The sequence below is a fragment of the Micromonospora auratinigra genome, assembly GCF_900089595.1.
Taxonomy (GTDB): domain Bacteria; phylum Actinomycetota; class Actinomycetes; order Mycobacteriales; family Micromonosporaceae; genus Micromonospora; species Micromonospora auratinigra.
The window spans coordinates 6587871-6613527 of the sequence record NZ_LT594323.1; the positions used below are offsets into that span (position 1 = coordinate 6587871).

A 25657-nucleotide genomic window follows, 5' to 3' on the forward strand; every position below is an offset into this window, starting at 1 on the left:
GAGGACCCACATGCAGCGGTGGCGGGGCTACGAGGCGGCTCCCGGCGGCTGGGGCCGTTCGGTGGTCACCATCGGCGTCTTCGACGGGGTGCACAAGGGACACCAGGCCACCATCGGCCACGCCGTGGCCCGGGCCCGGGAGCTGGGCGTGCGGTCGGTGGTGGTCACCTTCGACCCGCACCCGGCCGAGGTGGTCCGGCCCGGCTCGCACCCGGCGGTGCTGACCGAGCCGGCGCGCAAGGCGGAGCTGATCGAGGCGCTCGGCGTCGACGTGCTCTGCGTGGTGCCGTTCACCCCGGAGTTCTCCCGGCTGCCCGCCGAGGCGTTCGTGCACGACATCCTGGTCGAGCACCTGCACGCCGCGCTGGTGGTGGTCGGCGACAACTTCCGCTTCGGGCACAAGGCGGCCGGCGACGTGGCCCTGCTGGAGCGGCTCGGCCGCACCTTCGGCTTCGGGGTGGAGGGCGCCCCGCTGGTCGCCGCGGCGGGCACCGTCTTCTCCTCCACGTACATCCGCTCCTGCGTCGACGCGGGCGACGTGGCGGCGGCGGCCGCCGCGCTCGGCCGGCGGCACCGGGTGGAGGGCGTGGTGGTCCGCGGCGACCAGCGCGGCCGCGAGCTGGGCTACCCGACCGCGAACCTGCTCACCCACCGGTACGCGGCGGTCCCCGCCGACGGGGTCTACGCCGCCCGCCTGGTGCGCCGGGGCTCCGCGCCGCTCGCGGCGGCCGTCTCGATCGGCACCAACCCGACCTTCTCCGGACGGGAGCGCCGGGTGGAGGCGTACGCGCTGGACTTCACCGGCGACCTGTACGGCGAGCGGCTGGCCCTGGACTTCGTGGCGCACCTGCGCGAACAACGGACGTACGACGCGATCGAGCCGTTGGTGGCGCAGATCGCCGAGGACGTGGAGCGGACCCGTCGGGCGGTCGGCTGACCCACCGCGCCGACCTTGGCCGGGTGCTCCCGATCGGGGCTGGTAGTCTGGCAGGGACGTCGGCTGACCGACGCGGGGCCTCGCGTGCCTGCACGACGCCGCGGGTGCGAGGTTCGTCCGTCTCCGTCCTTGCGGACCGACGACGGACATCACTGATAAACCCACCGAAACAGGGAGAACATGGCGCTCGACCAGGAAGCCAAGGCCAAGATCCGCGCGGAGTACGCGACCGCCGAGGGCGACACCGGTTCGCCGGAGGTGCAGGTCGCGGTCCTCACCAAGCGGATCGCCGAGCTCACCGAGCACCTGAAGGTGCACAAGCACGACCACCACAGCCGCCGTGGGCTGCTGCTGCTGGTCGGCCGTCGCCGTCGGCTGCTCAACTACGTCCAGAAGAAGGACATCAACCGCTACCGGTCGCTCATCGAGCGGCTCGGCCTGCGCCGATGACGTGACGGGGGAGTGGCCTGCGGCCGCTCCCCCGTTCCGGTAAGACAGAAGAACAGGGCCGCACGACCACCCGAGAGGGAGCCGGTCAGCGCACCGGTCTCCGGTAGTGGCCCCCGGGCACCCCGGCACCTCGCCGGCCACCCGGGCGCTTCGATCGAAGACCGGCCGTCTGATCAGCTCCGGTGTCGTGGCCCCACGACGCGAAGGAGCACCATCGCACATGACCGAGACCAACCTCGGCACCGAATCCCGCACCGCCGTGATCGACAACGGGTCCTTCGGCACCCGGGAGATCACCTTCTCCACCGGCCGGCTGGCCCGTCAGGCCGCCGGCTCCGTCGTCGCCCAGCTGGGTGAGACGGTCGTCCTCTCCGCCACCACCGCCGGCAAGCAGCCGCGGGAGTCGTTCGACTTCTTCCCGCTGACCGTCGACGTGGAGGAGCGGATGTACGCCGCGGGCCGGATCCCCGGCTCGTTCTTCCGCCGCGAGGGCCGGCCCAGCGAGGACGCCATCCTCACCTGCCGGCTGATCGACCGGCCGCTGCGCCCGTCCTTCGTCAAGGGCCTGCGCAACGAGGTCCAGGTCGTCGAGACCGTGCTGGCGCTCGACCCGCAGCACCCGTACGACGTGGTGGCGATCAACGCCGCCTCGATGTCCACCAAGCTCTCCGGCCTGCCGTTCTCCGGTCCGATCGGGGCGACCCGGGTCGCGCACGTCGACGGCCAGTGGGTGGCCTTCCCGACCCTGGAGGAGCTGGCCCGGGCCACCTTCGACATGGTCGTGGCCGGCCGGGCGCTGGAGGACGGCGACGTCGCGATCATGATGGTCGAGGCCGAGGCGACGCCGAACGCCGTGACCCTGATCGCCGACGGCGCCACCGCGCCGACCGAGGAGATCGTGGCCAGTGGCCTGGAGGCCGCGAAGCCGGCGATCCGTGAGCTGTGCCGCGCGCAGAGCGAGCTGGCCGAGGTGGCCGCCAAGCCGGTCGCCGAGTTCCCGGTCTTCCTCGACTACTCCGACGACGCGTACGACGCGGTGGCCGAGCTGGTCCGCGGCGAGGTCGCCGAGGCCCTGAAGATCGCCGGCAAGGCCGATCGCGAGGAGGCCCTGGACCGGATCAAGGCCAAGGTCGCCGAGGAGCTGGGCGCGCGCTTCGAGGGTCGGGAGAAGGAGCTCTCCGCCGCGTTCCGCTCGCTGACCAAGTCCGAGGTCCGCAACCGGGTGCTGCGCGAGCAGGTCCGCATCGACGGCCGTGGGCCGCGCGACATCCGGCCGCTGACCGCCGAGGTCGGCGTGCTGCCGCGGGTGCACGGCTCGGCGCTGTTCGAGCGGGGCGAGACCCAGATCCTGGGCGTCACCACGCTGAACATGCTGCGCATGGAGCAGATGGTGGACACGCTGTCCCCGGAGAACCGCAAGCGTTACATGCACAACTACAACTTCCCGCCGTACTCGACCGGTGAGACCGGCCGGGTCGGCTCGCCGAAGCGGCGCGAGATCGGCCACGGCGCGCTCGCCGAGCGGGCGCTGATCCCGGTGCTGCCGTCGCGCGAGGAGTTCCCGTACGCCATCCGGCAGGTCTCCGAGGCGCTCGGCTCCAACGGTTCCACCTCGATGGGTTCGGTCTGCGCCTCGACGCTGGGCCTGCTCTCGGCCGGTGTGCCGCTGAAGGCGCCGGTCGCCGGCATCGCGATGGGCCTGATCTCGGACGAGGTCGACGGCAAGACCCAGTACGTGACGCTGACCGACATCCTCGGCGCCGAGGACGCGTTCGGTGACATGGACTTCAAGGTCGCCGGCACCCGGGACTTCGTCACCGCGCTCCAGCTCGACACCAAGCTCGACGGCATCCCGTCGGACGTGCTGGCGGCCGCGCTCCAGCAGGCGAACGAGGCCCGGCAGACGATCCTCGACGTGATGCAGTCGGCGATCGAGGCCCCGGCCACGATGAGCGACTACGCCCCGCGGGTCACCACCGTGAAGATCCCGGTCGACAAGATCGGCATGGTGATCGGCCCGAAGGGCCAGACCATCAACGCGATCCAGGACGAGACCGGCGCCGAGATCTCCATCGAGGACGACGGCACGATCTACGTCGGCGCGACCAACGGGCCGTCGGCCCAGGCCGCGGTCGAGCGGATCAACGCGATCGCCAACCCGACCCTGCCGAAGATGGGCGACCGGTTCCTCGGCACGGTGGTGAAGACCGCCGCGTTCGGCGCCTTCGTCTCGCTGCTGCCGGGCCGCGACGGCCTGCTGCACATCTCCAAGGTGGGCGACGGCAAGCGGGTCGAGAAGGTCGAGGACTTCCTCAACGTCGGCGACAAGGTCGAGGTCGAGATCGCCGACATCGACGCCCGCGGCAAGATCTACCTGGACAAGGTCCGGCCGGAGGGCGCCGAGGCGCCGGCCGCCGCTGAGTCCGCCGGTGGCGAGCGTCCGCGCGGGGGCGACCGTGGCGGCGACCGTGCTCCCCGGGGTGACCGGGAGCGCGGCGAGCGCGGCGGTCGTCCGGAGCGGTCCGAGGGTGGCGAGGGCGGCGGCGAGTCCCGTCCGCGTCGCCGGACCCGGCACAGCTGATCCACCAACCGGCCCGGGTGACGTCGACGGCGTTCACCCGGGCCGGCCCACGGCTCCAGCTCGCACCCGCGGACTGGAGCCGTCGCTGATCCTCCACCTTCGTCGTACGGAGAGCAGGTTCTCGTGAGTCGGACCGGGCGTACGTCCTTGCCCGCACAGCGGCGGGGGATGGTGGCCGGGGAGACCCGGTCCGCCGGTGGGGCCGCCCGGGCGGTGACCCGCACGCTCAGCGAGGACCCGCTGGGCGGGACCGTGCGCCGCACCGTCCTGCCCAGCGGGCTGCGCGTGCTCACCGAGGCGATCCCGGCGATGCGCAGCGTCTCGTTCGGCGTCTGGGTGGCGGTGGGCTCGCGGGACGAGACCGGCTCCCAGGCCGGCGCCGCGCACTTCCTGGAGCACCTGCTCTTCAAGGGCACCCACAAGCGCACCGCGCTGGACATCTCGGCCGAGATCGAGGCGGTGGGCGGCGAGACGAACGCCTTCACCACGAAGGAATACACCTGCTACTACGCCCGCGTGCTGGACGAGGACCTGCCGCTGGCCATCGACGTGATGTGCGACCTGGTCGCCGACTCGGTGCTGGACGCCGCCGACGTGGAGACCGAGCGGGGCGTCATCCTCGAAGAGATCGCCATGCACGACGACGAGCCCGGTGACGAGGTGCACGACCTCTTCGCCCGCGCGGTCTACGGCGACCACCCCCTCGGCCGGCTGATCTCCGGCACCGAGGAGACCGTCACGCCGATGTCCCGGCGGCAGATCCAGAGCTTCTACCGTCGCCGCTACACCCCGCCGCAGATCGTCGTCGCGGCCGCCGGCAACCTCGACCACGCCACCGTGGTGAAGCTGGTCCGGGCGGCGCTGCGCGGCACCCCGCTGGACACCGACCCGGCCGCGCCGGCGGCGTACCGGCCGAGCACCCCGGTGGTGCGCACGAAGCCGGCCACCACCCTGGTCGAGCCGAAGGAGACCGAGCAGGCGCACCTGCTGCTGGGCTGCCCGGCCATCGACCGGACCGACGAGCGGCGTTTCGCCCTCGGGGTGCTGAACAACGTCCTCGGCGGCGGCATGTCGAGCCGGCTCTTCCAGGAGATCCGCGAGCAGCGCGGCCTGGCCTACTCGGTCTACTCGTACGCCAGCCAGTACGCCGACAGCGGCCTCTTCGCGGTCTACGCGGGCTGCGCCCCGGGCAAGGTCGACGAGGTGCTGGAGCTGACCCGGGCCGAGCTGCGCCGGGTGGCCGCCGAGGGGATCACCGAGGCCGAGCTGGCCCGGGGCAAGGGGATGAGCAAGGGCTCCTTCGTCCTCGGCCTGGAGGACACCGGTTCCCGGATGAGCCGGCTGGCCAAGGGGGAGCTGCTCTACGGCAACCTGATGCCGGTGGACGAGCTGCTCGCCCGGGTCGACGCGGTCACCCTCGACGAGGTGAACACCCTCGCCGCCGACCTGCTCGGCCGGCCGATGTCGCTGGCCGTGGTCGGCCCGTTCGACAGGTCGGCCTTCTCGGTCTGACCGGTCGCCCGGCGGGTGGGACGGCGGGCGGTCCGCCGGGCCGGGCGCGTCCCGATTGGGATAGGTTGTGCCCCGTGACTGACGAGCAGGGGACGAGTCCGGCCGAGGCGATCCGGGTCGGCGTGCTGGGCGCGCGCGGCCGGATGGGCATGGAGGTCTGCAAGGCCGTCGACGCGGCCGCCGACATGGACCTGGTGGCGATGGTCGACGAGGGCGACGGTCTCTTCGCCGCCTCCGACGCCGCCGCCGAGGTGGTCGTCGACTTCACCACCCCCGACGTCGTCATGGACAACCTGCACTGGTGCATCGACCAGGGCATCAGCGCGGTGGTCGGCACCACCGGCTTCACCGCGCAGCGGCTGGACCGGGTGCGCGGCTGGCTGGAGCGCAAGCCCGGGGTGGGTGTGGTGATCGCCCCCAACTTCGGCATCGGCGCGGTGCTGATGATGCAGTTCGCCGCCCGCGCCGCCCGGCACTTCGAGTCCGTCGAGATCATCGAGCAGCACCACCCGCGCAAGCTGGACGCGCCCAGCGGCACCGCCACGCACACCGCCCGGCTGATCGCCGCGGCGCGCGCCGAGGCCGGGCTGGGTCCCGCGCCGGACGCCACCAAGGACGAGGTGCCGGGCGCCCGGGGCGCCGAGATCGACGGGGTACGCGTGCACGCGGTCCGGGCCGCCGGTCTGGTCGCCCACCAGGAGGTGCTGTTCGGCACCACCGGCGAGACGCTGACCATCCGGCACGACTCCCTGGACCGCGCCTCGTTCATGCCGGGCGTGCTGCTGGCCGTCCGCGCGGTCCGCACCCGGCCCGGCCTGACCGTCGGCCTGGACGCCCTGCTGGACTGAGCACACCTGCCCGGCCCGACCGGCCGGCCGTACCCCTCGGGGACGGCCGGCCGACGTGTTTGCGGGGCCCGCTCGGCGCGCAGGTGCGCAACGGCGGTCAGGCGCGCCGCCGGCCCTCGGGTGCAGGGTGGACACATGACCACGACGGACGGGCTCACCCGGATCCTCGACTCGCTCCAGGTCGTGCTCGACGACCCGACGGTCAGCCCGGCGGACGTCGCCGCCCGGGCGTACCTGTCCCGGTTCCACTTCGACCGGCTGGTCGCCGCGGCCACCGGCGAGCCGCCCGGCGCCCTGCGGCGCCGGCTGCTGCTGGAACGCGCGGCGCACCGCCTCACCACCACCGGGCGCACCGTGCTCGACATCGCCGTCGAGGCGGGGTACGGCTCGCACGAGGCGTTCAGCCGCGCCTTCCAGCGGTCGTACGCGACGTCCCCGACCGCGATCCGTCGGCGGCCTCCGCTCACCTTCCGCGAGCTGGAGCTGCCCTGCCCCAGCGGCGTCCACTTCCAGCCCCCCGGCGGCCTGCGGCTGCCGGCCACCAGACAGGAGACTCCGATGAACGTCCTGCAGCACCTGGTCGACCACCACGTCGACACCCTCACCGCCGTCATCGAGCGCGCCGGCACGCTCGACGCGGAGACGCTCGACCGGCCCATCGCGGTGTCGGTGGAGACCATCGACGAACGGCCGACGCTCCGCGCACTGATCAACGCGATGGTGACCCAGGAGGAGCACTGGCTCTCGGCGTTGCGCGGCGGCGCGTGGCCGGACGAGAGCGACGTGTCGGTGGCCGGTCTGGCCGCCCGGCACGCGGTCGCCGGCCGCGACTGGCGGGCCTTCGTGGCCCGGACGTTGGCCGACGGGACCCTGGGGGACACCTTCGTCGACACCACCTGCACGCCGCCGACCAGCCACACGCTGGGCGGGACGATCGGCCATGTGATCACCTTCGCGGCGGTCCGCCGGACCCTCGCCATCGGCGCGTTGCGGACCGCCGGGATCACCGACCTCGGGGCGGGTGACCCGCGGCCCTTCCTGGACGCGGCCGCCGGTCGCTGACCCCGGCCGGCGGAAACCGGTCGTCGCCGGGACGCGGGCCGCCTACCCTTGCTCTCATGATCGACTCTGGGGCGCGGGACCGCGCCGGCCGCCACGTCACGCTGCGGCCGGTGGACGACGACAACTGGCGGGCGGTGGCCGACGTGGCGCCCCGCGACGACCAGCGGGCCTGGGTGCCCGCCCTGGCCGCCCGCTACCTGCTGCTGACCATGCGGTCGTCGGTCTGGACCTCGCTGGCCGTGTACGCCGACGACACCGTGGTCGGGCACGTCATGTGGGGCGTGGACGACGACGGTTCGCGCTGGATCGGCGGCATGGTGATCGACGCCGCCGAGCAGGACCGGGGGGTCGGCCGGGCGACCGTGCGCACCCTCGTCGACTGGTTGGCCCGCGCGGGGCAGCCGGTCCGGCTCAGCTACCACCCGGAGAACGCGTCCGCCGCCGCCCTCTACCGCTCCCTCGGCTTCCACCCCACCGGCGCCATGGAGGACGACGAGGTGGTCGCCGAGCTGACGCCCACCGCGTGATCATGAGGTTGGCGGCGGAAATGGAGATCGACTTCGCCGCCAACCTCATGATCGATGTCGCGGGACCGGGTGCGCGGGCGCGACCTCAGCGCCGGGCCGGGGCCTCCGCGGGGGTGCGGGGGGCGGGCACCTGCGGGGCGGCCAGGGTCAGGCCGGTGGGCAGGCCGGTGACGGTGGGCCGGCCCGCGCCGTCCACCACCACCTCGACCGGGGCGCCGGCGACCCGCAGGCCGTCGACGCGCAGCGCGCCCAGCTCCGGACCGGCCAGCGGGCGCAGCTCCACCCGACCGTTGGGCACGTCCGGGTAGAGGCCCACGCCGGCCTGGAGCAGCAGCACCGCGGCCGCCGCCGACCAGGCCTGCGGGTGGCAGGCCGCCGGGTACGGCACCGGCCGGCCCAGGGTGTCCCGGTCGTCCCCGCCGTACAGCTCGGGGAGGCGGTAGTCGAACGCCTCGGCCGCGCCGAGCAGCCCGTCGGCGAGGCGCAGCGCGGTGTCGCGGTGCCCGGCCCGGGCCAGGCCGCCGAGGGCGATCGCGGTGTCGTGGGTCCAGACCGTGCCGCAGTGGTACGACAGCGGGCTGAACCCGGCGTCGTCGGTGGACATCGTGCGCAGCCCGAAGCCGCCGGCCATGGCCTCGGTGCCGAGCAGCGCCGCGACCTGTGCCGACTCGGCGTCGGAGAGCAGGCCGGTGCCGAGCAGGTGGCCGATGTTGCTGGTCAGCGAGTCGACCGGGCGCTTGTCCCGGTCCAGCGCGAGGGCGGGCTGGGGCCCGTACCGGCCGTCGACCCAGAACGCGGCCCGGAACCGGGCGGCGAGCCGGTCGGCGTAGCCGCGCCAGCGGTCCGCGCCGGGCCGGCCGAAGGCGTCGAGCAGGTCCGCGCCGTTGACCGCCGCCTGGTACGCGTACCCCTGCACCTCGGCCAGCGCGATGGGCGGCCGGGCCAGCCGGCCGTCGCGGTGGCGCACCGCGTCGCCGGAGTCCTTCCAGCCCTGGTTGGCCAGCCCGTGGCCGGTGGTGTCGAGGTACTCGACGAAGCCGTCGCCGTCGGCGTCGGCGTGGTCGCCGAGCCAGCCCAGCGCGGCCTCCAGGTGCGGCAGCAGGGGCTCGACCTGCGCCGGGTCCAGCCCCCAGCGCCAGGCGTCGTGCAGCAGCACGACCCAGAGCATGGTGGCGTCCACGGTGCCGTAGTAGGCGGGCGGCAGCCGGAGCTCCCCGCCCGGGACGAACTCGTGCCGGCGCAGCTCGTGCAGGATCTTGCCGGGCGCCTCGCCGCTGTCCGGGTCGAGCCGGCTGCCCTGGCGGCGGGCGAGGGTCCGCAGCGTGCCGGCGGCCAGCTCGGTGCCGAGCGGCAGCATCATCCGCGCGGCCCAGAGGCTGTCCCGGCCGAAGAGGGTGAGGAACCAGGGCACGCCGGCGCCGAGGTAGACGTCCCCGGGGTGGGCCGGGTCGGCGAGCCGCAGGCCGTGCAGGTCGGCCAGGGACCGGTCGAGCAGCCGGACCAGCCGGCGGTCGTCGGCGCGCACCCCGGGTACGGCCCAGTCGGGCCCGGCGGGCGGGGCGGCCACCACGGCCTTCGGGTCGGTGACGGCGAGCCGCCAGCGCAGCGTGACCGTCTCGCCGGGGGCGAGCGCGACGGGCCAGCTCAACCGGGGCGAGCCGGCCCGCTCGCCGGTGGCGTCCACGGTGGCGTCCTCGGCGGTGACGGTGACGGTGATCCCGTCGGCGGCCCACCGGAGCCGGCCTTGCGGGTCGAGGTGGACCTGCTGCGGCACGCCGCTGCCGCCCGACTTGACCAGTTCGATCGGCGCGAGGTCGCAGCCGAGGTCGACGCTGACGGTGGCGCGCACCGGGGCGGAGGCGGTGGAGGAGACGCGCACCTCCTCGGCGAGCCCGTACGCCTCGACCCGGCGGATCCGGTCGATCCGGACGGTCGGGTCGGGGGTGGGGTCGCCGAGCCAGCGGGCCAGGGCGACGAAGCGGGCGCCGTGCGGGCCGGCCGTCCCCCGGGTGAGCGCCTCCGGTTCGCGGCCGTCGACCCGCAGTTCGGCGCGGGAGAGCACGCGGGCGTCGGCGTGGAAGACGCCCTGGACGCCGCGCGGCCGGATCTGGCCGGTCGCCTCCGCCAACGCGCTGGTGGGGGCGTGCAGCACCCCGACCAGGTCGTGCAGCAGCGGTTGCAGGTGTCGGTCGGACAAGGGGAACCCCCGGTGCTGATCGGTGGCCGGCGACGTCTTGACAGATGCGGCCGGCGCGGTGCACAGTGCGAAACATTCCAGCAACTTTGAACGATCCAATAATGACGTAACGGAGTTGGAACGTTCAAGGCCATGAGAGGAATCAAGTGGCTGAAAAGGTGACCATCGCGACGGTGGCCCGGCACGCCCAGGTGAGCCGGCAGACGGTCTCCAACGTGCTCAACGCGCCGCACGTGGTGCGCGAGGAGACCCGACGCCGGGTGCAGGAGGCCATCACCGCGCTCGGCTACCGGGCCAACCAGGCCGCCCGGCAGATGCGGACCGGCCGGTCCCGGTTGATCGCGGTCCGGATCGAGCCCACCCGCGACGGGATCAACGGCTCCGTCCTCGACCGGTTCCTGCACGGGCTCACCGAGACCGCCGACGCCGCCGGCTACCGCGTCCTGCTCTACACCGCCCGCGACGACGGCCACGAGATCGCCACCTACGACGACCTGCTCGGCGCGTACGACCTGGACGCGTTCGTGCTCACCGGCACCGACCACGGGGACCCGCGCACCGCCTGGCTGGCCGAGCGGGAGGTGCCCTTCGTGACCTTCGGTCGGCCCTGGGACGCCCCCGACGCGCATCCCTGGGTCGACGTCGACGGCGCGGCCGGCACCGCCCAGGCCACCCGGCGACTCCTCGACACCGGCCACCGCCGGATCGCCTTCCTCGGCTGGCCGGCGGGCTCCGGCGTCGGCGACGACCGGCGCGCCGGCTGGCGTACCACCCTGGCGGCGGCCGGCCTCGACGGCGCCGCACCCGACGCGGCCACCGAGGACGGCATCGCCGAGGGGGAGCGCGTCATGCGCGACCTGCTCGCCCTCGACGAGCCGCCCACCGCCGTGGTCTGCGTCAGCGACTCGCTCGCCCTCGGCGCGCTCCAGGCCGTCCGCGTCGCGGCGGCGCCGGTCGCCGTCGTCGGCTTCGACGACACCCCGGTCGCCGCGGCGGTCGGGCTGACCAGCGTCAGTCAACCGCTCGCGGCCGCCGCGGCCCGCTGCGTCGAGCTGCTCACCGCCCTGCTCGACGGCCAACCCACCGACCCCCAGGTGCTGCTCCGCCCCGAGCTGGTGCTGCGCCACACCGCCTGATCCCCCGTTCCCCCACCAGGAGACACCGATGACACCTCGCACCCTCACCCGGGCGGCGGTGGCCGGCCTCGCCGCCGTCGCCCTGTTCGGCACCGCCGGCTGCGGCGGCGGCTTCGACGACTCGAAGGACACCACGCAGTCCAGCGGGCCGGCCAGCCTCCAGATCCTGATCGGCTCCTCCGGCGACGCCGAGACCACCGCGGTCCGGGACGCGGCCGCCAAGTGGGCCTCGGCCAGCGGCAACACCGCCACCGTCACCCCGGCGCAGGACCTCACCCAGCAGCTCGGGCAGGCGCTGGCCGGCGGCACCCCGCCGGACGTCTTCTACGTCGACGCGAGCCGCTTCGCCGACTTCGCCAGCGTCGGCGCGCTGGAGCCGTACGGCGACAAGATCAGCAAGACGGACGACTTCTACGAGAGCCTGCGCACCGCGTTCACCTACGACGGAAAGCTCTACTGCGCGCCGAAGGACTTCTCCACCCTCGCCCTGGAGATCAACACCGACCTCTGGACGAAGGTCGGCCTGACCGACGCCGACGTGCCGACCAGCTGGGACCAGCTCACCGCGGTCAGCCAGAAGATCAAGGCGAAGGGCATGGTCGCGCTCGCCCTCGGCGACACCCGGGACCGGATGGGCGCGTTCCTGGTGCAGAACGGCGGCTGGCTGATGAGCAAGGACGGCAAGCAGCCCACCGCCGACACCCCGCAGAACGTCCAGGCCCTGCAGTACGTGAAGTCGCTGCTCACCAGCGGCTACGCGAAGTTCCCGAAGCAGCTCGACGCCGGCTGGGCCGGCGAGGCGTTCGGCAAGGGCAAGGCCGTCATGACCATCGAGGGCAACTGGATCAAGGGTGCCCTGCAGAACGACTTCCCGAACGTGAAGTACAAGGTCGTGCCGCTGCCGGCCGGCCCGAAGGGGCAGGGCACCCTCTCCTTCACCCAGTGCTGGGGCATCGCCGCCAAGTCGAAGTACAAGGAGCAGGCGATCAAGTTCGTCGAGGCGATGACCGCCGGCGACCAGCAGATGACCTTCGCCAAGGCGTTCGGCGTGATGCCGTCCCGGCAGTCCGTCCGCGAGCAGTACACCGGCGCGTTCCCGGCGGACAAGCCGTTCATCGACGGCGCCGGGTACGCCCAGGGCCCGGTGAACGCCCCGAAGATGGACAGTGTCCTGCGTGACCTGGAAGCCGGCCTCCAGGGGCTGGCCACCGGCGACCCGAAGACGATCCTGGCCAACTTCGACAAGAACGCCAAGGCGGCGCTCGGCGGCTGAGCGGTGGCGGAGGGGTCCGGCCGGGCCCCTCCGCGCCGGCTCCCACGACAAGGAGGGAGGCAGACATGGCAACCGAAGCACTGCGGGCCCCGGCCACCACGCCGGTGCCGTCACCGCGCCGCCGCCGGGGCGGGGTCCGGAGCAACGAGAACCTGGCCGGCTGGCTCTTCGTCGCGCCGGTGATCGTGATCCTCGGGCTCTTCCTGCTGCTGCCGATCCTGATGGCGCTCTGGGTGAGCCTCACCGACTGGAACGGGCAGGGCAGCCCGTTCACCGGCGACGTGCCGTTCACCGGCACCCGCAACTACACCCGGCTGTTCACCGAGGACGGGCTGGCCCGCCGGGACTTCATGACCAGCATCCGCAACAACATCTACTACGTGGGCATCGTCGTGCCGGTGCAGACCGTGCTCGCCCTCGGCCTCGCCCTGGTGGTCAACAACCGGATGCTCAAGGGCAAGGGCTTCTTCCGCAGCGCCTTCTACTTCCCGTCCGTCACCAGCTCGGTGGCGATCAGCGTGGTGTTCCTGTTCCTGTTCGCCAACTCCGGCGCGGTCAACAAGCTGCTCGGCCTGCTCGGCGTGCGGGGGCCGGAGTGGTTCGCCGACTCCCGGGGCGTGCTGCACCTGCTGTTCGGCGCGCTCGGCGTGGACTCGCCGCCCGGCGCGCTCACCTCCGGCGGGCCGCTCGGGCTGACCTGGTGGGACTGGCTCGCCGGTCCCAGCGTGGCCATGGTCTCGATCATCAGCCTGGTCATCTGGACCACCTCGGGCACCTTCATGCTGATGTTCCTGGCCGCGTTGCAGAACGTCCCGGTGGCGCTCGACGAGGCCAGCACCCTCGACGGGGCGACCCGCTGGCAGCGGTTCCGGCACGTCACGCTGCCACTGATCAGGCCGACCACCTTCCTGGTGCTCACCCTCGGCCTGATCGGCTCGTGGCAGGTCTTCGACCAGGTGTACGTGATGAGCCAGGGCGACCCGGCCAAGACCACGCTCACCCCCGCGTACCTGTCCTACCGGACCGCCTTCCGGGACTTCGACTACGGCTCCGGCGCGGCCATCTCGTTCGTGCTCTTCCTGATCATCATCCTGCTGACCCTGCTCCAGCGCCGGGTGATGGCCGACCGGGACGAGCCCCGGCGGGCCCGGTGGTGGCGGCGACGCGTACCGGAGAGGTCCTGACATGGCCGTGCGCACCGACCGGCCGGCGGCCCCCGTGGCGCGCCGCGCCGACCGCGGGCCCCGGGCCCGGGTCAACCGCATCCTCGGGTACGCCACCCTGATCGCCTTCGGGCTGGTCTTCCTCTACCCGTTCGTGATCCAGCTCGGCAACTCGTTCAAGACCGAGCCGGACGCGGCGGCGAACCCGCTCTCGCCGGTGCCCGACCCGGTCACCCTGGCCGGCTTCGAACGGATCTTCGCCGGCACGAACTTCCCGCTCTGGCTGGGCAACTCGCTGCTGGTCACCGTGCTGGTCACGCTCGGCCGGGTGTTCTTCGACTCGCTCGCCGGCTACGCGCTCGCCCGGTTGCGGTTCCGGGGCCGCGCCGCGCTGTTCGGCGCGGTCATCGCGGTGATGGCGGTGCCCGGCGTGGTGCTGCTGATCCCGAAGTTCCTGGTGCTCAAGCAGCTCGGCCTCTACGACAGCTACGCGGGCCTGGTGGTGCCGCTGCTCGCCGACGCGGCCGGGGTCTTCATCATGAAGCAGTTCTTCGAGTCGGTGCCGGTCAGCATCGAGGAGGCGGCCCGGATCGACGGGGCGGGCGTGTTCCGTACCTTCTGGTCGGTGGTGCTGCCGACCGCGCGGCCGGCGCTGATCACGCTGACCATCCTGTCGTTCCAGGGCTCCTGGAACGAGTTCCCGCACAGCCTCGTCTCGGTGCAGGACCCGGACCTGTTCACCCTGCCCCGCGGGCTGGCCGACCTGGTCAGCGGGTCGCTCGGCAAGGGCACCCAGTATCCGCTCAAGCTGGGCGCCGCGCTGCTCGCCACCATCCCGGTGGCGGTGCTCTTCGTGATCTTCCAGCGGTACTTCGTCCGGGGCGCGAACGAGGGCGTCGACAAGGGTTGACCGGGCGCCGGCGGTCCCGCCCCGTGTCGGGACCGCCGGCATCGCGATGCGGGTGCCCGCGCCAGGGTGGACGGTCCGCCGGGCACGAACTCATCGGTGGCTCAGGAATCGAGGCGCAGCGGCAGGCCGAACCGGGCGAAGAGATCCGGCTCGAGGAAGTGGCTCAGCCGGACGATCCGCCCGTCGGCGACGTCCAGCACCTGGATCGAGAAGGCCCGGTGGCCGCCGGCCGGGTCGGACCGGTACTGCGCCAGCCCCGGACCGCCGTTCGCGGCGACCCGGACCAGCCGGGAGCCCCGGCACTCGGCCCCCGGCCCGGTCATCCACCGGCCGATGTCGGCCGCGCCGCGCAGCCACATCGCGTACGGCGGCATGCTCTGCACCGCGTCGGAGTGCAGCAGCGCCACCAGGGCGTCGATGTCGTAGCGGACGAACGCGTCCACGTACCGGTCGAGCAGGTCCCGGTCGGACGGGTCCAGCCCCGGCCCGCCCGCCGGCCGGTCGCCGCGGACCTCCGCCAGGGTCGCCCGGGCCCGCTGCAGGGCGCTGTTCACCGCCGGCACGCTCGTGTGGAGCAGGTCGGCGACCTCGTCGGCCCGCCAGCGCAGCACCTCGCGCAGGATCAGCACCGCGCGCTGCCGGGGCGGCAGGTGCTGGAGCGCGGCCACGAACGCCAGCCGCACCGACTCGCGGGCCACCGCCAGCTCCGCCGGGTCGGCGGGGAGCACCGCCGTGTCCGGCACCGGGCCGATCCAGTCGCCGGCCGGCGGGCCGAGCGACTCGGCCACCGGCGCCGACGGCGCGCCCAGGTCGATCGGCAACGCCCGCCGCCCGCGCCCGCGCAGCAGGTCGAGACAGACGTTGGTGGCGATCCGGTAGAGCCAGGTGCGCAGGCTGGACCGGCCGTCGAAGCCGTCCCGGGCGCGCCAGGCCCGCAGCAGGGTCTCCTGGACCGCGTCCTCCGCGTCGAAGATCGAGCCGAGCATGCGGTAGGCGTAGCCGGTGAGCTCGACCCGGAACGGCTCCAGGTCGGTGCTGGCCGGTGCCGGGGCAGTCGTCATGCCCCCACCGTAGGCGCAGCCCCCGACAGCGCCCACTCAGGAAGCGGCCGGCTCACCGGGGACGGCGACGTGCAGCCGGAGCTGCGGGACCAGCATGTCGTCCACGTCCAGCGCGCGGGCCGCGCCGTCCGGCTCCCAGCCGGTCGAGGTCAGGAACGCCCGGGTCGCCGCGTCCGCGTCGAACGCCCACGCCACCGCCCGGTGCAGACCGTCCGTACGCCAGTGGTCGACCATGGCGGCGAGCAGCCGGCTGCCGTGCCCGCGCCGGCCCCAGCGCGGCTCCACCAGCAGGTCGGTCACCGCCGCCACGCCGTCGGCCAGCGCGTCGGCCGGCTCGCCCGGGGCGAGCGCCTCGGCGTCGGCCGGACCGGCTGCGGCGAACCCCACCAGATAGGATTGCTCGGCCTGTTCGACGGCGACCAGCACGCGGTGCGCGCCCGAGGGCGGCTCCTGCACCGCCGCGCTCCACCGCCGGGCGAGGTACGCCTCGTCCAGGTTGTCGAGCACGTGCCGGGGCAGGATCCGGCGGTACGCGACCCGCCAGGTCGCGAGCTGGAGGCGTGCGATCTCGTCCGCGTCCTCCGGACGCGCGGGGCGGACGTACCCGAGAGCCATGGCACGTGAGCCTACGCAGGGCGAGGGGGACGACGGTGGCGCAGGGTGCCAGACGGACGGTCGGGCAGGTCGTCGCGGTGCTGGCGCTCGCCGTCGCGGTGACCGCCTTCCTCTCCGTGGCGGCGGTCCGGCACGGCTTCTTCGACCTGAAGGTCTACTACGGCGCGCTCACCTTCTGGACGCACGACGGTGGGGAGATCTACGACTTCCTCAAGGCCGGCACCCAGTACGGCTTCACCTACCCGCCGTTCGCGGCGCTGGTCATGCTGCCGATGGCGTACCTGCCCTGGCCGGCGGCGATCACCGTCAGCGTGGTGATCACCGTGCTGGCCAGCACCGTGGTCATCTGGTGGCTGGTCGACCCGATCGCCCGGCGCGCCGGGTGGACCCGCTGGTTCGCCCTCGCGGTCGCGCTCTGCCTGGCCGCCGCGTTCGAGCCGATGCGCGAGACGGTCAACTTCGGCCAGGTCAACATGCTGCTGCTCTTCCTGGTCGCGGTGGACCTGCTGCGGCTGCTGCCGGTCGGCAGCCGGTGGGCCGGCGTCGGCGTCGGCCTGGCCACCGCGATCAAGCTGACCCCGGGCATCTTCATCGTCTACCTGCTGGTGACCCGTCGCTGGCGGGCCGCGGCCACCGCGGTCGGTGCGGCGGCGGCGGCCACCCTGCTCGCCGGCGCGCTCTTCCCGGACGCCTCCCGCGAGTTCTGGACCTCTGCGCTGTGGAACACCGACCGGGTGGGGGAGCTGGCCTTCGTCTCCAACCAGTCGCTGCGCGGCACGGTGGCCCGGCTGCACCCGGAACACCCGAGCACCGTCGCCTGGCTGATCGTGGTGCTGCTCGTCCTGGTGCTCTGGGGCTGGCGGGCCCGGGCCGCGGTCGCCGCCGGGGACGAGGCCACCGGCCTGGCCCTGACCGGCGCGGTGATGTGCCTGGTCAGCCCGGTGACCTGGGTGCACCACCTGGTCTGGTTGCTGCCCGCGCTGACCCTGCTCGTCGACAACGCGATGGCGGCCCCCGCGCGCAGCGCGCGGCGCCGCCTGCTGCTGGCCGCCGCGCTCCTCGGGTACGCCCTGCTGTGCAGCCGGATCGTCTGGGCCTGGGAGAAGGACTTCACCGGCGTGGGCGGCTTCCTCGGCAGCAACACGTACGTCTGGATCAGCCTGGCGCTGCTGCTCGGGCTGCCGATCCGTCGCTGGGCCACGCCGACCGGCGGCGGCCGCACCGGCGGGGACGCCCCGGTCGGGTCAGCCGTCGAGCCGGGCGGCGTAGCGCAGTTCCCGGAGCCGGACCGGGTCGCGCCCGGCGGCCAGCGGCACCGGGTAGGTCGACTCCACCCCGTCGGCTGACAGGCCGGCGCGCTCGTAGAAGCGGCGCGCCCGGGCGTTGTCGGCGAGCACCCAGAGCCGATACTCCGTCCAGCCCCGTTCGGCCAGGCCGGTCCGGGCCGCGGCGAACAGCGCCCGGCCGGTCCCGGTGCCCCACCAGGCGGGCTCCAGGTACATCCCGAGGATCTCGCCGTACGCCGGGTCGAGGTCGTCGCGGTCCTGGTCGTTGCGGTACGGCCCGAAGGTGACGAACCCGGTCACCACCCCGTCGGACTCGGCGAGCAGCGTGGTGAACGGGTGGTCCGGGTCGGCGGTGCCGACGTCGCGCCGGCGCTGCGCCCAGGCGGCCGGGTTGAGCCGGCGCAGCACCTCGTCCGGCATGATCCCGGCGTACCCGGCCTGCCAGCCGTGCACGTGCACCCGGGCGACCGCCTCGGCGTCGTCCGGCTCCTCGCGGCGGATGATGAGCACCTGTCCGTTCTATGCCCGCGCGGGCGGTCGGTCCAGCGTCGGCCGGCCGTGTCGTGTCGGTCCCGTGGTCTAAGGTCGCCGACGATGGCCGTACCGGAATCACTCTCCCGCGCCCAGGCCCGCCGGATCGCGCTGGCCGCCCAGGGCCTCGCCGACCCGACGCCCACCGGCGTGCCCACCCGCCGGCACCTGCGCCGGGTGCTGGACCGGGTCGGCCTGATCCAGATGGACTCGGTGAACGTCCTGCAACGGGCGCACTACCTGCCGCTCTACACCCGGCTCGGGCCGTACCCGACCACCCTGCTCGACACCGCCGCCTACCGGCGTCCCCGGGAGCTCTTCGAATACTGGGGGCACGAGGCGTCGCTGGTCCCGGTCGGCCTGCACCCGGCGCTGCGCTGGCGGATGGCCCGGGCCCGCGACGAGGCCTGGGGCGGGATGCGCCGGATCGCCCAGGAGCAGCCCGAGCTGGTCGCCTGGGTCCGGGACGAGGTGGCCGCGCGCGGGCCGCTCACCGCCGCCGAGATCGAGCACGACGCGCCCCGGGAGACGGGCCACTGGGGCTGGAACTGGTCGACGGTCAAGCGCGCCCTGGAATACCTGTTCTGGGCCGGCGAGGTGACCGCCGCCGACCGCACCCCCTCGTTCGCCCGCCGCTACGACCTGCCCGAGCGGGTGCTGCCGCCGGCCGTGCTGGACGCCCCCACCCCGGGCGAGGCCGACGCACATCGCGCTCTGGTGGCGGTCGCCGCCCGGTCGCTCGGGGTGGCCGCCGAGCCGGAGCTGCGTGACTACTTCCGGCTGCCCGCCGCGGGCGCCCGGCGGGCCGTCGCGGAGCTGGTCGAGGCGGGCGAGCTGACGCCGGTCACGGTGGCCGGCTGGCAGCAGCCGGCCTACCTGCACGCGGCGGCCCGGCTGCCCCGCTGGGTCCGCGGCAACACCCTGGTCAGCCCGTTCGACCCGCTGGTCTGGGAGCGCGGCCGCGCCGAGCGGCTCTTCGACTTCCACTACCGGATCGAGATCTACGTGCCGGCCCCGCAGCGGGTCCACGGCTACTACGTGCTGCCGTTCCTGCAGGGCGAGCGGTTCACCGCCCGGGTCGACCTGAAGGCCGACCGGCGCGCCGGGGTGCTGCTGGTGCCGGCCGCCTGGGTCGAGCCCGGGGCCGATCCGGGGGAGACCGCGGTGGCGCTCGCCGCCGAGCTCTACCGCCTCGCCGGCTGGCTCGGCCTGGACGCGGTCGCCCCGCCCGAGGGCGGCGACCTGGCGGGTCCGCTGGCCGCCGCCCTGGTGGGCGTGGCGGGTGTACGGTGAGCGCGTGACCAGCGTTGACCGGCCCGCCGCCCCGGCCGACCCGCAGCCCGCGATCTGGCCCGTCGAGGCGAGCTACCCCCAGCCCGAGCCGGACCGGTTCACCCGGATGGTGCTGCGGCTGCACGCCCGCGCGCCGCGCTGGGCGGTGCCGCTGGCCGCGCTCGGCTGCGTCGGCGTCGGCATCGCGTACGCGCTGATCAGCGATCCCACCCAGAGCGACCCGGATGCCCGCCCGAGCTGCCTGCTCAAGCTCACCACCGGCCTCGACTGCCCGGGCTGCGGCGGCACCCGCGCGCTCTGGTACGTGCTGCACGGCGACCTGCCGGCCGCCGCCCGGCACCACTTCCTCTTCGTCTTCGCGCTGCCCTTCCTGGCCTGGTTCTTCGTGGCCTGGGCCGGCAACCGCGCGTTCGGCTGGCGGCTGCCACAGCCGGAGCCCAGCCCGAGGCTGATCGGCGGCTTCCTGGCGATCTGGTTCGCCTTCTCGGTGGCCCGCAACCTGCCCTGGGCACCCTTCACCGCGCTCTACGTCTGACCTGCCCCCGGCCCACCCGGCCTCCCGGCGGACACGCGCTCCCCGACCCGGGACCGGTACGGCTGCCCCGCCTCCCTGCCGTCCCTCTGCTCATCACCCGACAGCAATATGTCTCTGAGTCATCAATATGTCTCAGAGACATATTGGTCCTGACTCTGGTCAGCCGACCCGCGACCTACGACCTGCTGCTGCGGGCCCGCTCCACCTGCCACGACCTGCTGCGACTGCGACTGCGATGGCGACTGCGACGGCGACGGCGGCCGACGGCGGCCGACGGTGGCGGCCCGCGGCGGGCACCCTGCGGACCACCGCGCACCCGGCCCAGCGCGCAACCCGGCCGCACCGCCTCCGGGCAGGGGCGCGCGGCGGGGAGGGTGCGAGATCTTGGACACCTGCCCCTGCGGGCGAGCGGGAAGTGTCCGAGATTCGCAGCTGACGGGCGGTTTCGGGGCGGCGAGCCCGAGTTTCGTCGGTGGCACAGCGGCCACTACAGTCGCAGGAATGCCGGAGATGGTGCAGCCCCAGGTCAAGCTGATCGCGTGGACCCAGTTCCAGGCCCCGGACGACGTGCCGTGGTCGACGGACGCCGAGGGCGGCCAGGCCCTCGCGGAGTTCGCCGGGCGGGCCTGCTACCAGAGCTGGAAGAAGCCGAACCCGGCCACCGCGACGAACGCCGGCTACCTGGCGCACATCCTCGAGGTGGGCCACCTGAGCGTGCTGGAGCACGGCTCGGTGAGCTTCTACTTCAGCGGGGTCTCCCGCTCCTTCACCCACGAGCTGATCCGGCACCGGCACTTCTCGTACTCCCAGCTCTCCCAGCGGTACGTGCCGGAGCGCGACGCGGCCATGGTCGAGCCGTCGGTGATCGCCGACGACCCCGAGCTGCACAAGAAGTTCGTCGAGGCGAGCGAGGCGGCGGTCCGGGCGTACACCGAGCTGCTGGAGGGCCTGGAGGCCCGGTTCACCGACGAGCCCAACCCGACGCTGCGCCGCAAGCAGGCCCGGCAGGCGGCCCGCGCGGTGCTGCCCAACGCCACCGAGACCCGGATCGTGGTGACCGGCAACTACCGGGCCTGGCGGCACTTCATCGGGATGCGCGCCACCGAGCACGCCGACGTGGAGATCCGCGAGCTGGCCGTCGAGTGCCTGCGCCAGCTCCAGGGGGTCGCGCCGAACGTCTTCGCCGACTTCGTGATCTCCACGCTGCCCGACGGCACCGAGGTGGCCGCCACTCCGCACGCCGAGTGAGTCCTGCTCCCTTCGCCGCCGGGCTCCCGGTGCTCGTCCGCTAGGTTGTGAACATGACGCACGACCACTCTGCCGCCTCCGACCGGGGCGCGTCGCGCCCGTTCGGGCGACTGATCACGGCCATGGTGACCCCGTTCACCGCCGACGGGTCCCTCGACCTCGACGGCTCCGTACGGCTGGCCCAGCATCTCGTCGACGAACAGGGCAATGACGCGCTGGTGCTCAACGGCACCGCCGGCGAGTCGCCGACCACCAGCGAGGCGGAGAAGGAAGCCCTGATCCGCGCGGTCGTCGAGGCCGTCGGTGACCGGGCCAGGGTCATCGCCGGCGTCGGCACCAACGACACCCGGCACACCATCGAGCTGGCCGCGCAGGCGGAGAAGGCCGGCGCGCACGGCCTGCTGGTGGTCACGCCGTACTACAACAAGCCGCCGCAGAGCGGGCTGTTGCGGCACTTCACCGCGGTCGCCGACGCCAGCGGGCTGCCGATCATGCTGTACGACATCCCGCACCGGGCCGGCGTGGCGATCGCCACCGACACCCTGGTCGAGCTGGCCGGGCACGACCGGATCGTCGCGGTCAAGGACGCCAAGGGCGACCTGTTCGCCACCGCCGCGGTGCTGAGCCGCTGCGACCTGGCGTACTACTCCGGCGAGGACGCGCTGACCCTGCCCTTCCTGTCGATCGGCGCGGTCGGCGTCGTCGGCACCTCGACGCACTTCACCGGCGTGCAGACCAAGCAGCTGATCGAGGCGTACGAGGCGGGCGACAACGCCACCGCCCTCGCCCTGCACCGACGGCTGCTTCCGCTGTTCACCGGCATCTTCCGCACCCAGGGCACGATCCTGGTGAAGGCGGGCCTGGCGGCCCAGGGGCTGCCGGCCGGCCCGGTGCGGTCGCCGCTGGTGGACGCCACCGCGGACGAACTGGCCCAGCTGCGCGCCGACTGCGCGGCGGCGGGCCTACCCCTTCCCGAATGACCGAACGACACGACGGACGCCCGGTGACGGCGTCGCAGAATGAGGTGGACGCGTGACCGAGGCGCACATCGAGGGTGAGCTCCCCCCGCCGCTGCCGGAGGGCGGCCTGCGGATCATCCCGCTGGGTGGACTCGGTGCCATCGGCCGGAACATGACCGTCTTCGAGTACGAGGGCAAGCTGCTGATCGTCGACTGCGGGGTGCTCTTCCCCGACGTCGAGCAGCCGGGCGTGGACCTGATCCTGCCCGACTTCGGCCCGATCCTGGACCGGCTCGACGACGTGCAGGCGATCGTGCTGACCCACGGGCACGAGGACCACATCGGCGCGGTGCCGTACCTGCTCGCCCACAAGCCGGACATTCCGCTCGTCGGCTCCCAGTTCACCCTGGCCCTGGTCGAGGCGAAGCTGGCCGAGCGGCGGATCCAGCCGTACACGCTGACCGTCGCCGAGGGGCGGCGCGAGCGGCTCGGCCCGTTCGAGTGCGAGTTCTTCGCGGTCAACCACTCGATCCCGGACGCGCTCGCGGTGGCCATCCGGACCGGGGCCGGCCTGGTGCTGCACACCGGCGACTTCAAGATGGACCAGCTCCCGCTCGACGGCCGGATCACCGACCTGGCCGGGTTCGCCCGGCTCGGGGCCGAGGGCGTGGACCTGCTGCTCTCCGACTCCACCAACGCCGAGATCCCCGGCTTCGTCACCCCGGAGCGGGAGATCGGGCCGGTCCTCGACTCGATCTTCGCCAAGGCGAAGGGGCGGATCATCGTCGCCTCGTTCGCCTCGCACGTGCACCGGGTGCAGCAGGTCTTCGACTCGGCGATCGAGCACGGCCGCAAGGTGGCGCTGATCGGCCGGTCCATGGTGCGCAACATGGGCATCGCCCGTGACCTCGGCCTGCTCAACATCCCGGCCGGCCTGGTGGTCGGGCTGGAGGAGGCCACCGCGCTGCCGCCCGAGCAGATCGTGCTGATGTCCACCGGCTCGCAGGGCGAGCCGATGAGCGCGCTGGGCCGGATGGCCAGCGGCGACCACCGGCACATCACCATCGCCCCCGGCGACACCGTGGTGCTGGCGTCCTCGCTGGTGCCCGGCAACGAGACCTCGGTCTACCGGGTGATCAACCGGCTCGCCCGGGCCGGCGCGACCGTGATCCACAAGGACGTGGCGAAGGTGCACGTCTCCGGGCACGCCCCCGCCGGTGAGCTGCTCTACCTGCTCAACGTGACCCGCCCCAGCAACCTGATGCCGGTGCACGGCGAGTGGCGGCACCTGCGGGCGCACGCCCGGCTCGGCATCGAGTCCGGCGTCGCCCCCGACCGGGTGGTGCTCTGCGAGGACGGCGACGTGGTCGACCTGGTCGACGGCCGGGCCAGCCTGGTCGGGCACGTGAAGAGCCGCTACGTCTACGTCGACGGTCTCGCCGTCGGCGACGTCAGCGAGTCGCTGCTCACCGAGCGGCGGATCCTCGGCGACGGCGGGTTCATCGCCACCACCGTGGTGGTCGACTCGGTCACCGGCAAGGTGGTCGGCGGCCCGACCGTCTCGGCGAAGGGCTTCTCCGAGGACCCGGAGGCGTTCAACCCGGTCGTCCCGCTGGTCACCGAGGCGCTGAACCGGGCCGCCGCGGACGGCATCACCGACCCGCACCAGCTCCAGCAGATCGTCCGGCGCACCGTCGGCCGGTGGGTCAACGACAAGTACCGCCGCCGGCCGATGATCGTGCCGACCGTCGTCGAGGTCTGACCCCACCCGCTCCGCACGCCGGCCCACCGTCCGCGGTGGGCCGGCGTCGTCACGTTCCGGGTACGCCCCGACACGGCGCGCCGAAACCGGCCGGTCGGGTTCAACCGATCGGCGTCCGTCTCCGTACCTCCGTCCGTCGGCGCGACCCCGTGCCGGCCGGGAGGAGCGTGGCGGATGGACCGCAGACGGATGACAGCCATCGGCGTACTGGTGGCGGCGGCCGGACTGACGGCGGCGGTGACGCTGCCGTCGTTCGCCGGGGAGAACGCGGCACCCCGGCGGTCCGCGCCGGCCGCGTCCGACGGCGCGGCCCCCGAGGTGCTGGACGCGCTGGGGCGCGACCTCTCGCTCACCCGGGACCAGGCGGCCCGACGGCTGAAGACCGAGCGGTGGGCCGCCGGCACGGCCAACCGGCTCAGGGCCGAGCTGGGCGCGGACTACGGCGGCAGTTGGCTCAGTGCCGACGGCGGCACGCTCACCGTGGCGGTGGCCGACCCGGCCCAGGCGGCCCGGGTGACCGCCGCCGGGGCGGTGCCGAAACAGGTCGAGCGGGGTGTCGCCGAGCTGGACGCGGTGAAGACCCGCCTCGACGCGGCCGGCCACCGGGTGAACCCCGACATCGCCGGCTGGTACGTCGACGTGACCACCAACTCGGTGGTGGTGCTCGCCCGGCCCGGCGCGGAGGCCGCCGCCCGTCGGCTGGCCGCGGCCGGTGGCGCGCCCGACGGCGCGGTACGGGTGCGCACCGCCGACGAGAATCCCCGCCCGCTCTTCGACGTGCGGGGCGGGGACGCGTACCTGATCAACAACGCGAGCCGCTGCTCGGTCGGCTTCTCCGTGGTCGGCGGCTTCGTCACCGCCGGGCACTGCGGCCGACCCGGTGACCGCACCACCGGCGGCAACCGGGTCGCCCAGGGCACCTTCACCGCGTCCTCCTTCCCCGGCGACGACTGGGCGGTGGTCCAGGTCAACGGCGACTGGACGCCCACCGGCGTGGTGAACGACTTCAACGGCGGCACGGTGCCGGTGAACGGCTCCACCGAGGCCCCGGTCGGCGCCTCGATCTGCCGCTCGGGCTCGACCACCGGCACCCACTGCGGGGTCGTCCAGGCGAAGAACGCCACCGTCAACTATCCGGAGGGGACGGTAACCGGGCTGACCCGGACGAACGTCTGCGCCGAGCCGGGCGACTCCGGTGGCGCGTGGCTCTCCGGCGACCAGGCGCAGGGCGTCACCTCCGGCGGCTCCGGCGACTGCACCCAGGGCGGGGTGACCTTCTTCCAGCCGGTCAACGAGATCCTCCAGCGCAACGACCTCACCCTGGTCACCGCGAACGGTCGGCCCGCGCCGTCCGCGCCGCCGGCCGGTGGGGACGCCACCGCCGCGCCACCCACCCCGCCCAGCGGCGGCGCGGGGGAGTGCACCGGTCAGGTGACCCGGACCGGGCAGATCGCCGCCGGCCGGGCCCAGGCGCAGCCGGACGGCCGCTTCTTCCGGGCCCCCGGCGGCAGCCAGGAAGCCTGCCTCAGCGCGCCCGAGGGCACCCTGGTGGCGCTGGAGCTGCAACGCTTCACCGGCTCCGCGTTCCGCACCGTGGCCAGCGCCGACACCTCCGACGGAGTGGCCCGCCTGCGGGCCGCGACGCCGGCCGGCGCGTACCGTTACCGGGTCGTCGGGCTGGACGGCGCCGGCGCGTACACGCTGGCCTTCACCGCCCGCTGAGCGGCCCACGGACCACGGCCCCCGACCACCACCGCCCGGTGGCCGGGGG

At 73.7% G+C, this 25657-nt stretch carries 22 protein-coding genes; 18 read left to right on the forward strand and 4 right to left on the reverse strand.

Features of this window, described 5'->3' with window-relative positions:
• Nucleotides 1-10: 10 nt before the first annotated feature.
• The 7 genes from GA0070611_RS30135 to GA0070611_RS30165 all read left to right on the forward strand — a co-directional run bounded on the left by GA0070611_RS30135 (nt 11) and on the right by GA0070611_RS30165 (nt 7917).
• Nucleotides 11-937 carry a bifunctional riboflavin kinase/FAD synthetase gene (locus GA0070611_RS30135; RefSeq protein WP_091671915.1) on the forward strand — a complete coding sequence of 309 codons (927 nt, stop codon included), beginning with the start codon at nt 11-13 and terminating at the stop codon, nt 935-937.
• A gap of 180 nt (nt 938-1117) precedes the next feature.
• Nucleotides 1118-1387 carry a 30S ribosomal protein S15 gene (rpsO, locus tag GA0070611_RS30140; RefSeq protein WP_043962418.1) on the forward strand — a complete coding sequence of 90 codons (270 nt, stop codon included), beginning with the start codon at nt 1118-1120 and terminating at the stop codon, nt 1385-1387.
• A 220-nt stretch (nt 1388-1607) separates the two neighbouring features.
• Complete coding sequence (locus GA0070611_RS30145; protein ID WP_091671918.1) at nt 1608-3968, forward strand: polyribonucleotide nucleotidyltransferase; 2361 nt, start codon at nt 1608-1610, stop codon at nt 3966-3968.
• A 168-nt stretch (nt 3969-4136) separates the two neighbouring features.
• Nucleotides 4137-5480 carry a M16 family metallopeptidase gene (locus tag GA0070611_RS30150; RefSeq protein WP_091671920.1) on the forward strand — a complete coding sequence of 448 codons (1344 nt, stop codon included), beginning with the start codon at nt 4137-4139 and terminating at the stop codon, nt 5478-5480.
• Between the two features lie 74 nt (nt 5481-5554).
• Complete coding sequence (gene dapB, locus GA0070611_RS30155) at nt 5555-6328, forward strand: 4-hydroxy-tetrahydrodipicolinate reductase (protein ID WP_091671923.1); 774 nt, start codon at nt 5555-5557, stop codon at nt 6326-6328.
• A 135-nt stretch (nt 6329-6463) separates the two neighbouring features.
• Nucleotides 6464-7390, forward strand: a complete 927-nt coding sequence (locus GA0070611_RS30160; protein WP_091671925.1) for a helix-turn-helix domain-containing protein — start codon at nt 6464-6466, stop codon at nt 7388-7390.
• Nucleotides 7391-7446: 56 nt separating this feature from the next.
• Nucleotides 7447-7917 carry a GNAT family N-acetyltransferase gene (locus GA0070611_RS30165; protein ID WP_091671927.1) on the forward strand — a complete coding sequence of 157 codons (471 nt, stop codon included), beginning with the start codon at nt 7447-7449 and terminating at the stop codon, nt 7915-7917.
• Between the two features lie 85 nt (nt 7918-8002).
• Here the strand turns inward: GA0070611_RS30165 and GA0070611_RS30170 are convergent, their stop codons facing one another.
• On the reverse strand, nt 8003-10114 hold the full coding sequence (locus tag GA0070611_RS30170; RefSeq protein WP_091671929.1) for an amylo-alpha-1,6-glucosidase: 2112 nt from the start codon (nt 10112-10114) through the stop codon (nt 8003-8005).
• Nucleotides 10115-10260: 146 nt separating this feature from the next.
• On the opposite strand from GA0070611_RS30170, the gene GA0070611_RS30175 reads away from it, so the two are divergent.
• The 4 genes from GA0070611_RS30175 to GA0070611_RS30190 all read left to right on the forward strand — a co-directional run bounded on the left by GA0070611_RS30175 (nt 10261) and on the right by GA0070611_RS30190 (nt 14596).
• Nucleotides 10261-11250 (forward strand): LacI family DNA-binding transcriptional regulator, encoded by a 990-nt coding sequence (locus tag GA0070611_RS30175; protein ID WP_091671932.1) that lies wholly within the window; start codon nt 10261-10263, stop codon nt 11248-11250.
• 28 nt (nt 11251-11278) lie between these two features.
• Nucleotides 11279-12523 carry a sugar ABC transporter substrate-binding protein gene (locus GA0070611_RS30180; RefSeq protein WP_091671935.1) on the forward strand — a complete coding sequence of 415 codons (1245 nt, stop codon included), beginning with the start codon at nt 11279-11281 and terminating at the stop codon, nt 12521-12523.
• A 65-nt stretch (nt 12524-12588) separates the two neighbouring features.
• The gene (locus GA0070611_RS30185; protein WP_091671938.1) at nt 12589-13707 is read left to right on the forward strand and encodes a carbohydrate ABC transporter permease; all 1119 of its coding nucleotides are present in this window, start codon (nt 12589-12591) and stop codon (nt 13705-13707) included.
• A gap of 1 nt (nt 13708) precedes the next feature.
• Nucleotides 13709-14596, forward strand: coding sequence for a carbohydrate ABC transporter permease (locus GA0070611_RS30190; protein WP_091671940.1), 888 nt, complete (start codon nt 13709-13711; stop codon nt 14594-14596).
• A 101-nt stretch (nt 14597-14697) separates the two neighbouring features.
• Here GA0070611_RS30190 and GA0070611_RS30195 read toward each other — a convergent pair whose 3' ends face one another.
• A complete protein-coding gene (locus GA0070611_RS30195) occupies nt 14698-15657 on the reverse strand; it encodes a sigma-70 family RNA polymerase sigma factor (RefSeq protein ID WP_091671943.1) in 960 nt (319 codons plus the stop codon).
• Between the two features lie 36 nt (nt 15658-15693).
• The gene (locus tag GA0070611_RS30200) at nt 15694-16272 is read right to left on the reverse strand and encodes a GNAT family N-acetyltransferase (RefSeq protein ID WP_091671946.1); all 579 of its coding nucleotides are present in this window, start codon (nt 16270-16272) and stop codon (nt 15694-15696) included.
• Between the two features lie 35 nt (nt 16273-16307).
• On the opposite strand from GA0070611_RS30200, the gene GA0070611_RS30205 reads away from it, so the two are divergent.
• Nucleotides 16308-17618: a glycosyltransferase family 87 protein gene (locus tag GA0070611_RS30205; RefSeq protein WP_091671948.1), complete on the forward strand. Its 1311-nt coding sequence runs from the start codon at nt 16308-16310 to the stop codon at nt 17616-17618.
• On the opposite strand, the gene GA0070611_RS30210 is transcribed toward GA0070611_RS30205, so the two are convergent.
• Nucleotides 17517-18068 (reverse strand): GNAT family N-acetyltransferase, encoded by a 552-nt coding sequence (locus tag GA0070611_RS30210; protein ID WP_091671950.1) that lies wholly within the window; start codon nt 18066-18068, stop codon nt 17517-17519. The two genes, GA0070611_RS30205 and GA0070611_RS30210, sit on opposite strands and share 102 nt — an antisense overlap.
• An 84-nt stretch (nt 18069-18152) precedes the next feature.
• On the opposite strand from GA0070611_RS30210, the gene GA0070611_RS30215 reads away from it, so the two are divergent.
• The 6 genes from GA0070611_RS30215 to GA0070611_RS30240 all read left to right on the forward strand — a co-directional run bounded on the left by GA0070611_RS30215 (nt 18153) and on the right by GA0070611_RS30240 (nt 25608).
• Nucleotides 18153-19382: a winged helix-turn-helix domain-containing protein gene (locus tag GA0070611_RS30215; protein ID WP_091671952.1), complete on the forward strand. Its 1230-nt coding sequence runs from the start codon at nt 18153-18155 to the stop codon at nt 19380-19382.
• Nucleotides 19372-19917: a DUF2752 domain-containing protein gene (locus GA0070611_RS30220; RefSeq protein ID WP_091671954.1), complete on the forward strand. Its 546-nt coding sequence runs from the start codon at nt 19372-19374 to the stop codon at nt 19915-19917. Before GA0070611_RS30215 ends, GA0070611_RS30220 begins: the two co-directional genes overlap by 11 nt.
• A 510-nt stretch (nt 19918-20427) precedes the next feature.
• Entirely contained in the window at nt 20428-21165 is a 738-nt protein-coding gene (gene thyX / locus GA0070611_RS30225; RefSeq protein WP_091673688.1) for an FAD-dependent thymidylate synthase, read from the forward strand.
• A gap of 53 nt (nt 21166-21218) precedes the next feature.
• Nucleotides 21219-22145 (forward strand): 4-hydroxy-tetrahydrodipicolinate synthase, encoded by a 927-nt coding sequence (dapA, locus tag GA0070611_RS30230; protein ID WP_091671956.1) that lies wholly within the window; start codon nt 21219-21221, stop codon nt 22143-22145.
• A 52-nt stretch (nt 22146-22197) separates the two neighbouring features.
• Nucleotides 22198-23886 carry a ribonuclease J gene (locus GA0070611_RS30235; RefSeq protein ID WP_091671959.1) on the forward strand — a complete coding sequence of 563 codons (1689 nt, stop codon included), beginning with the start codon at nt 22198-22200 and terminating at the stop codon, nt 23884-23886.
• 174 nt (nt 23887-24060) lie between these two features.
• Nucleotides 24061-25608, forward strand: coding sequence for a S1 family peptidase (locus GA0070611_RS30240; RefSeq protein ID WP_091671961.1), 1548 nt, complete (start codon nt 24061-24063; stop codon nt 25606-25608).
• Nucleotides 25609-25657 lie beyond the last annotated feature (49 nt).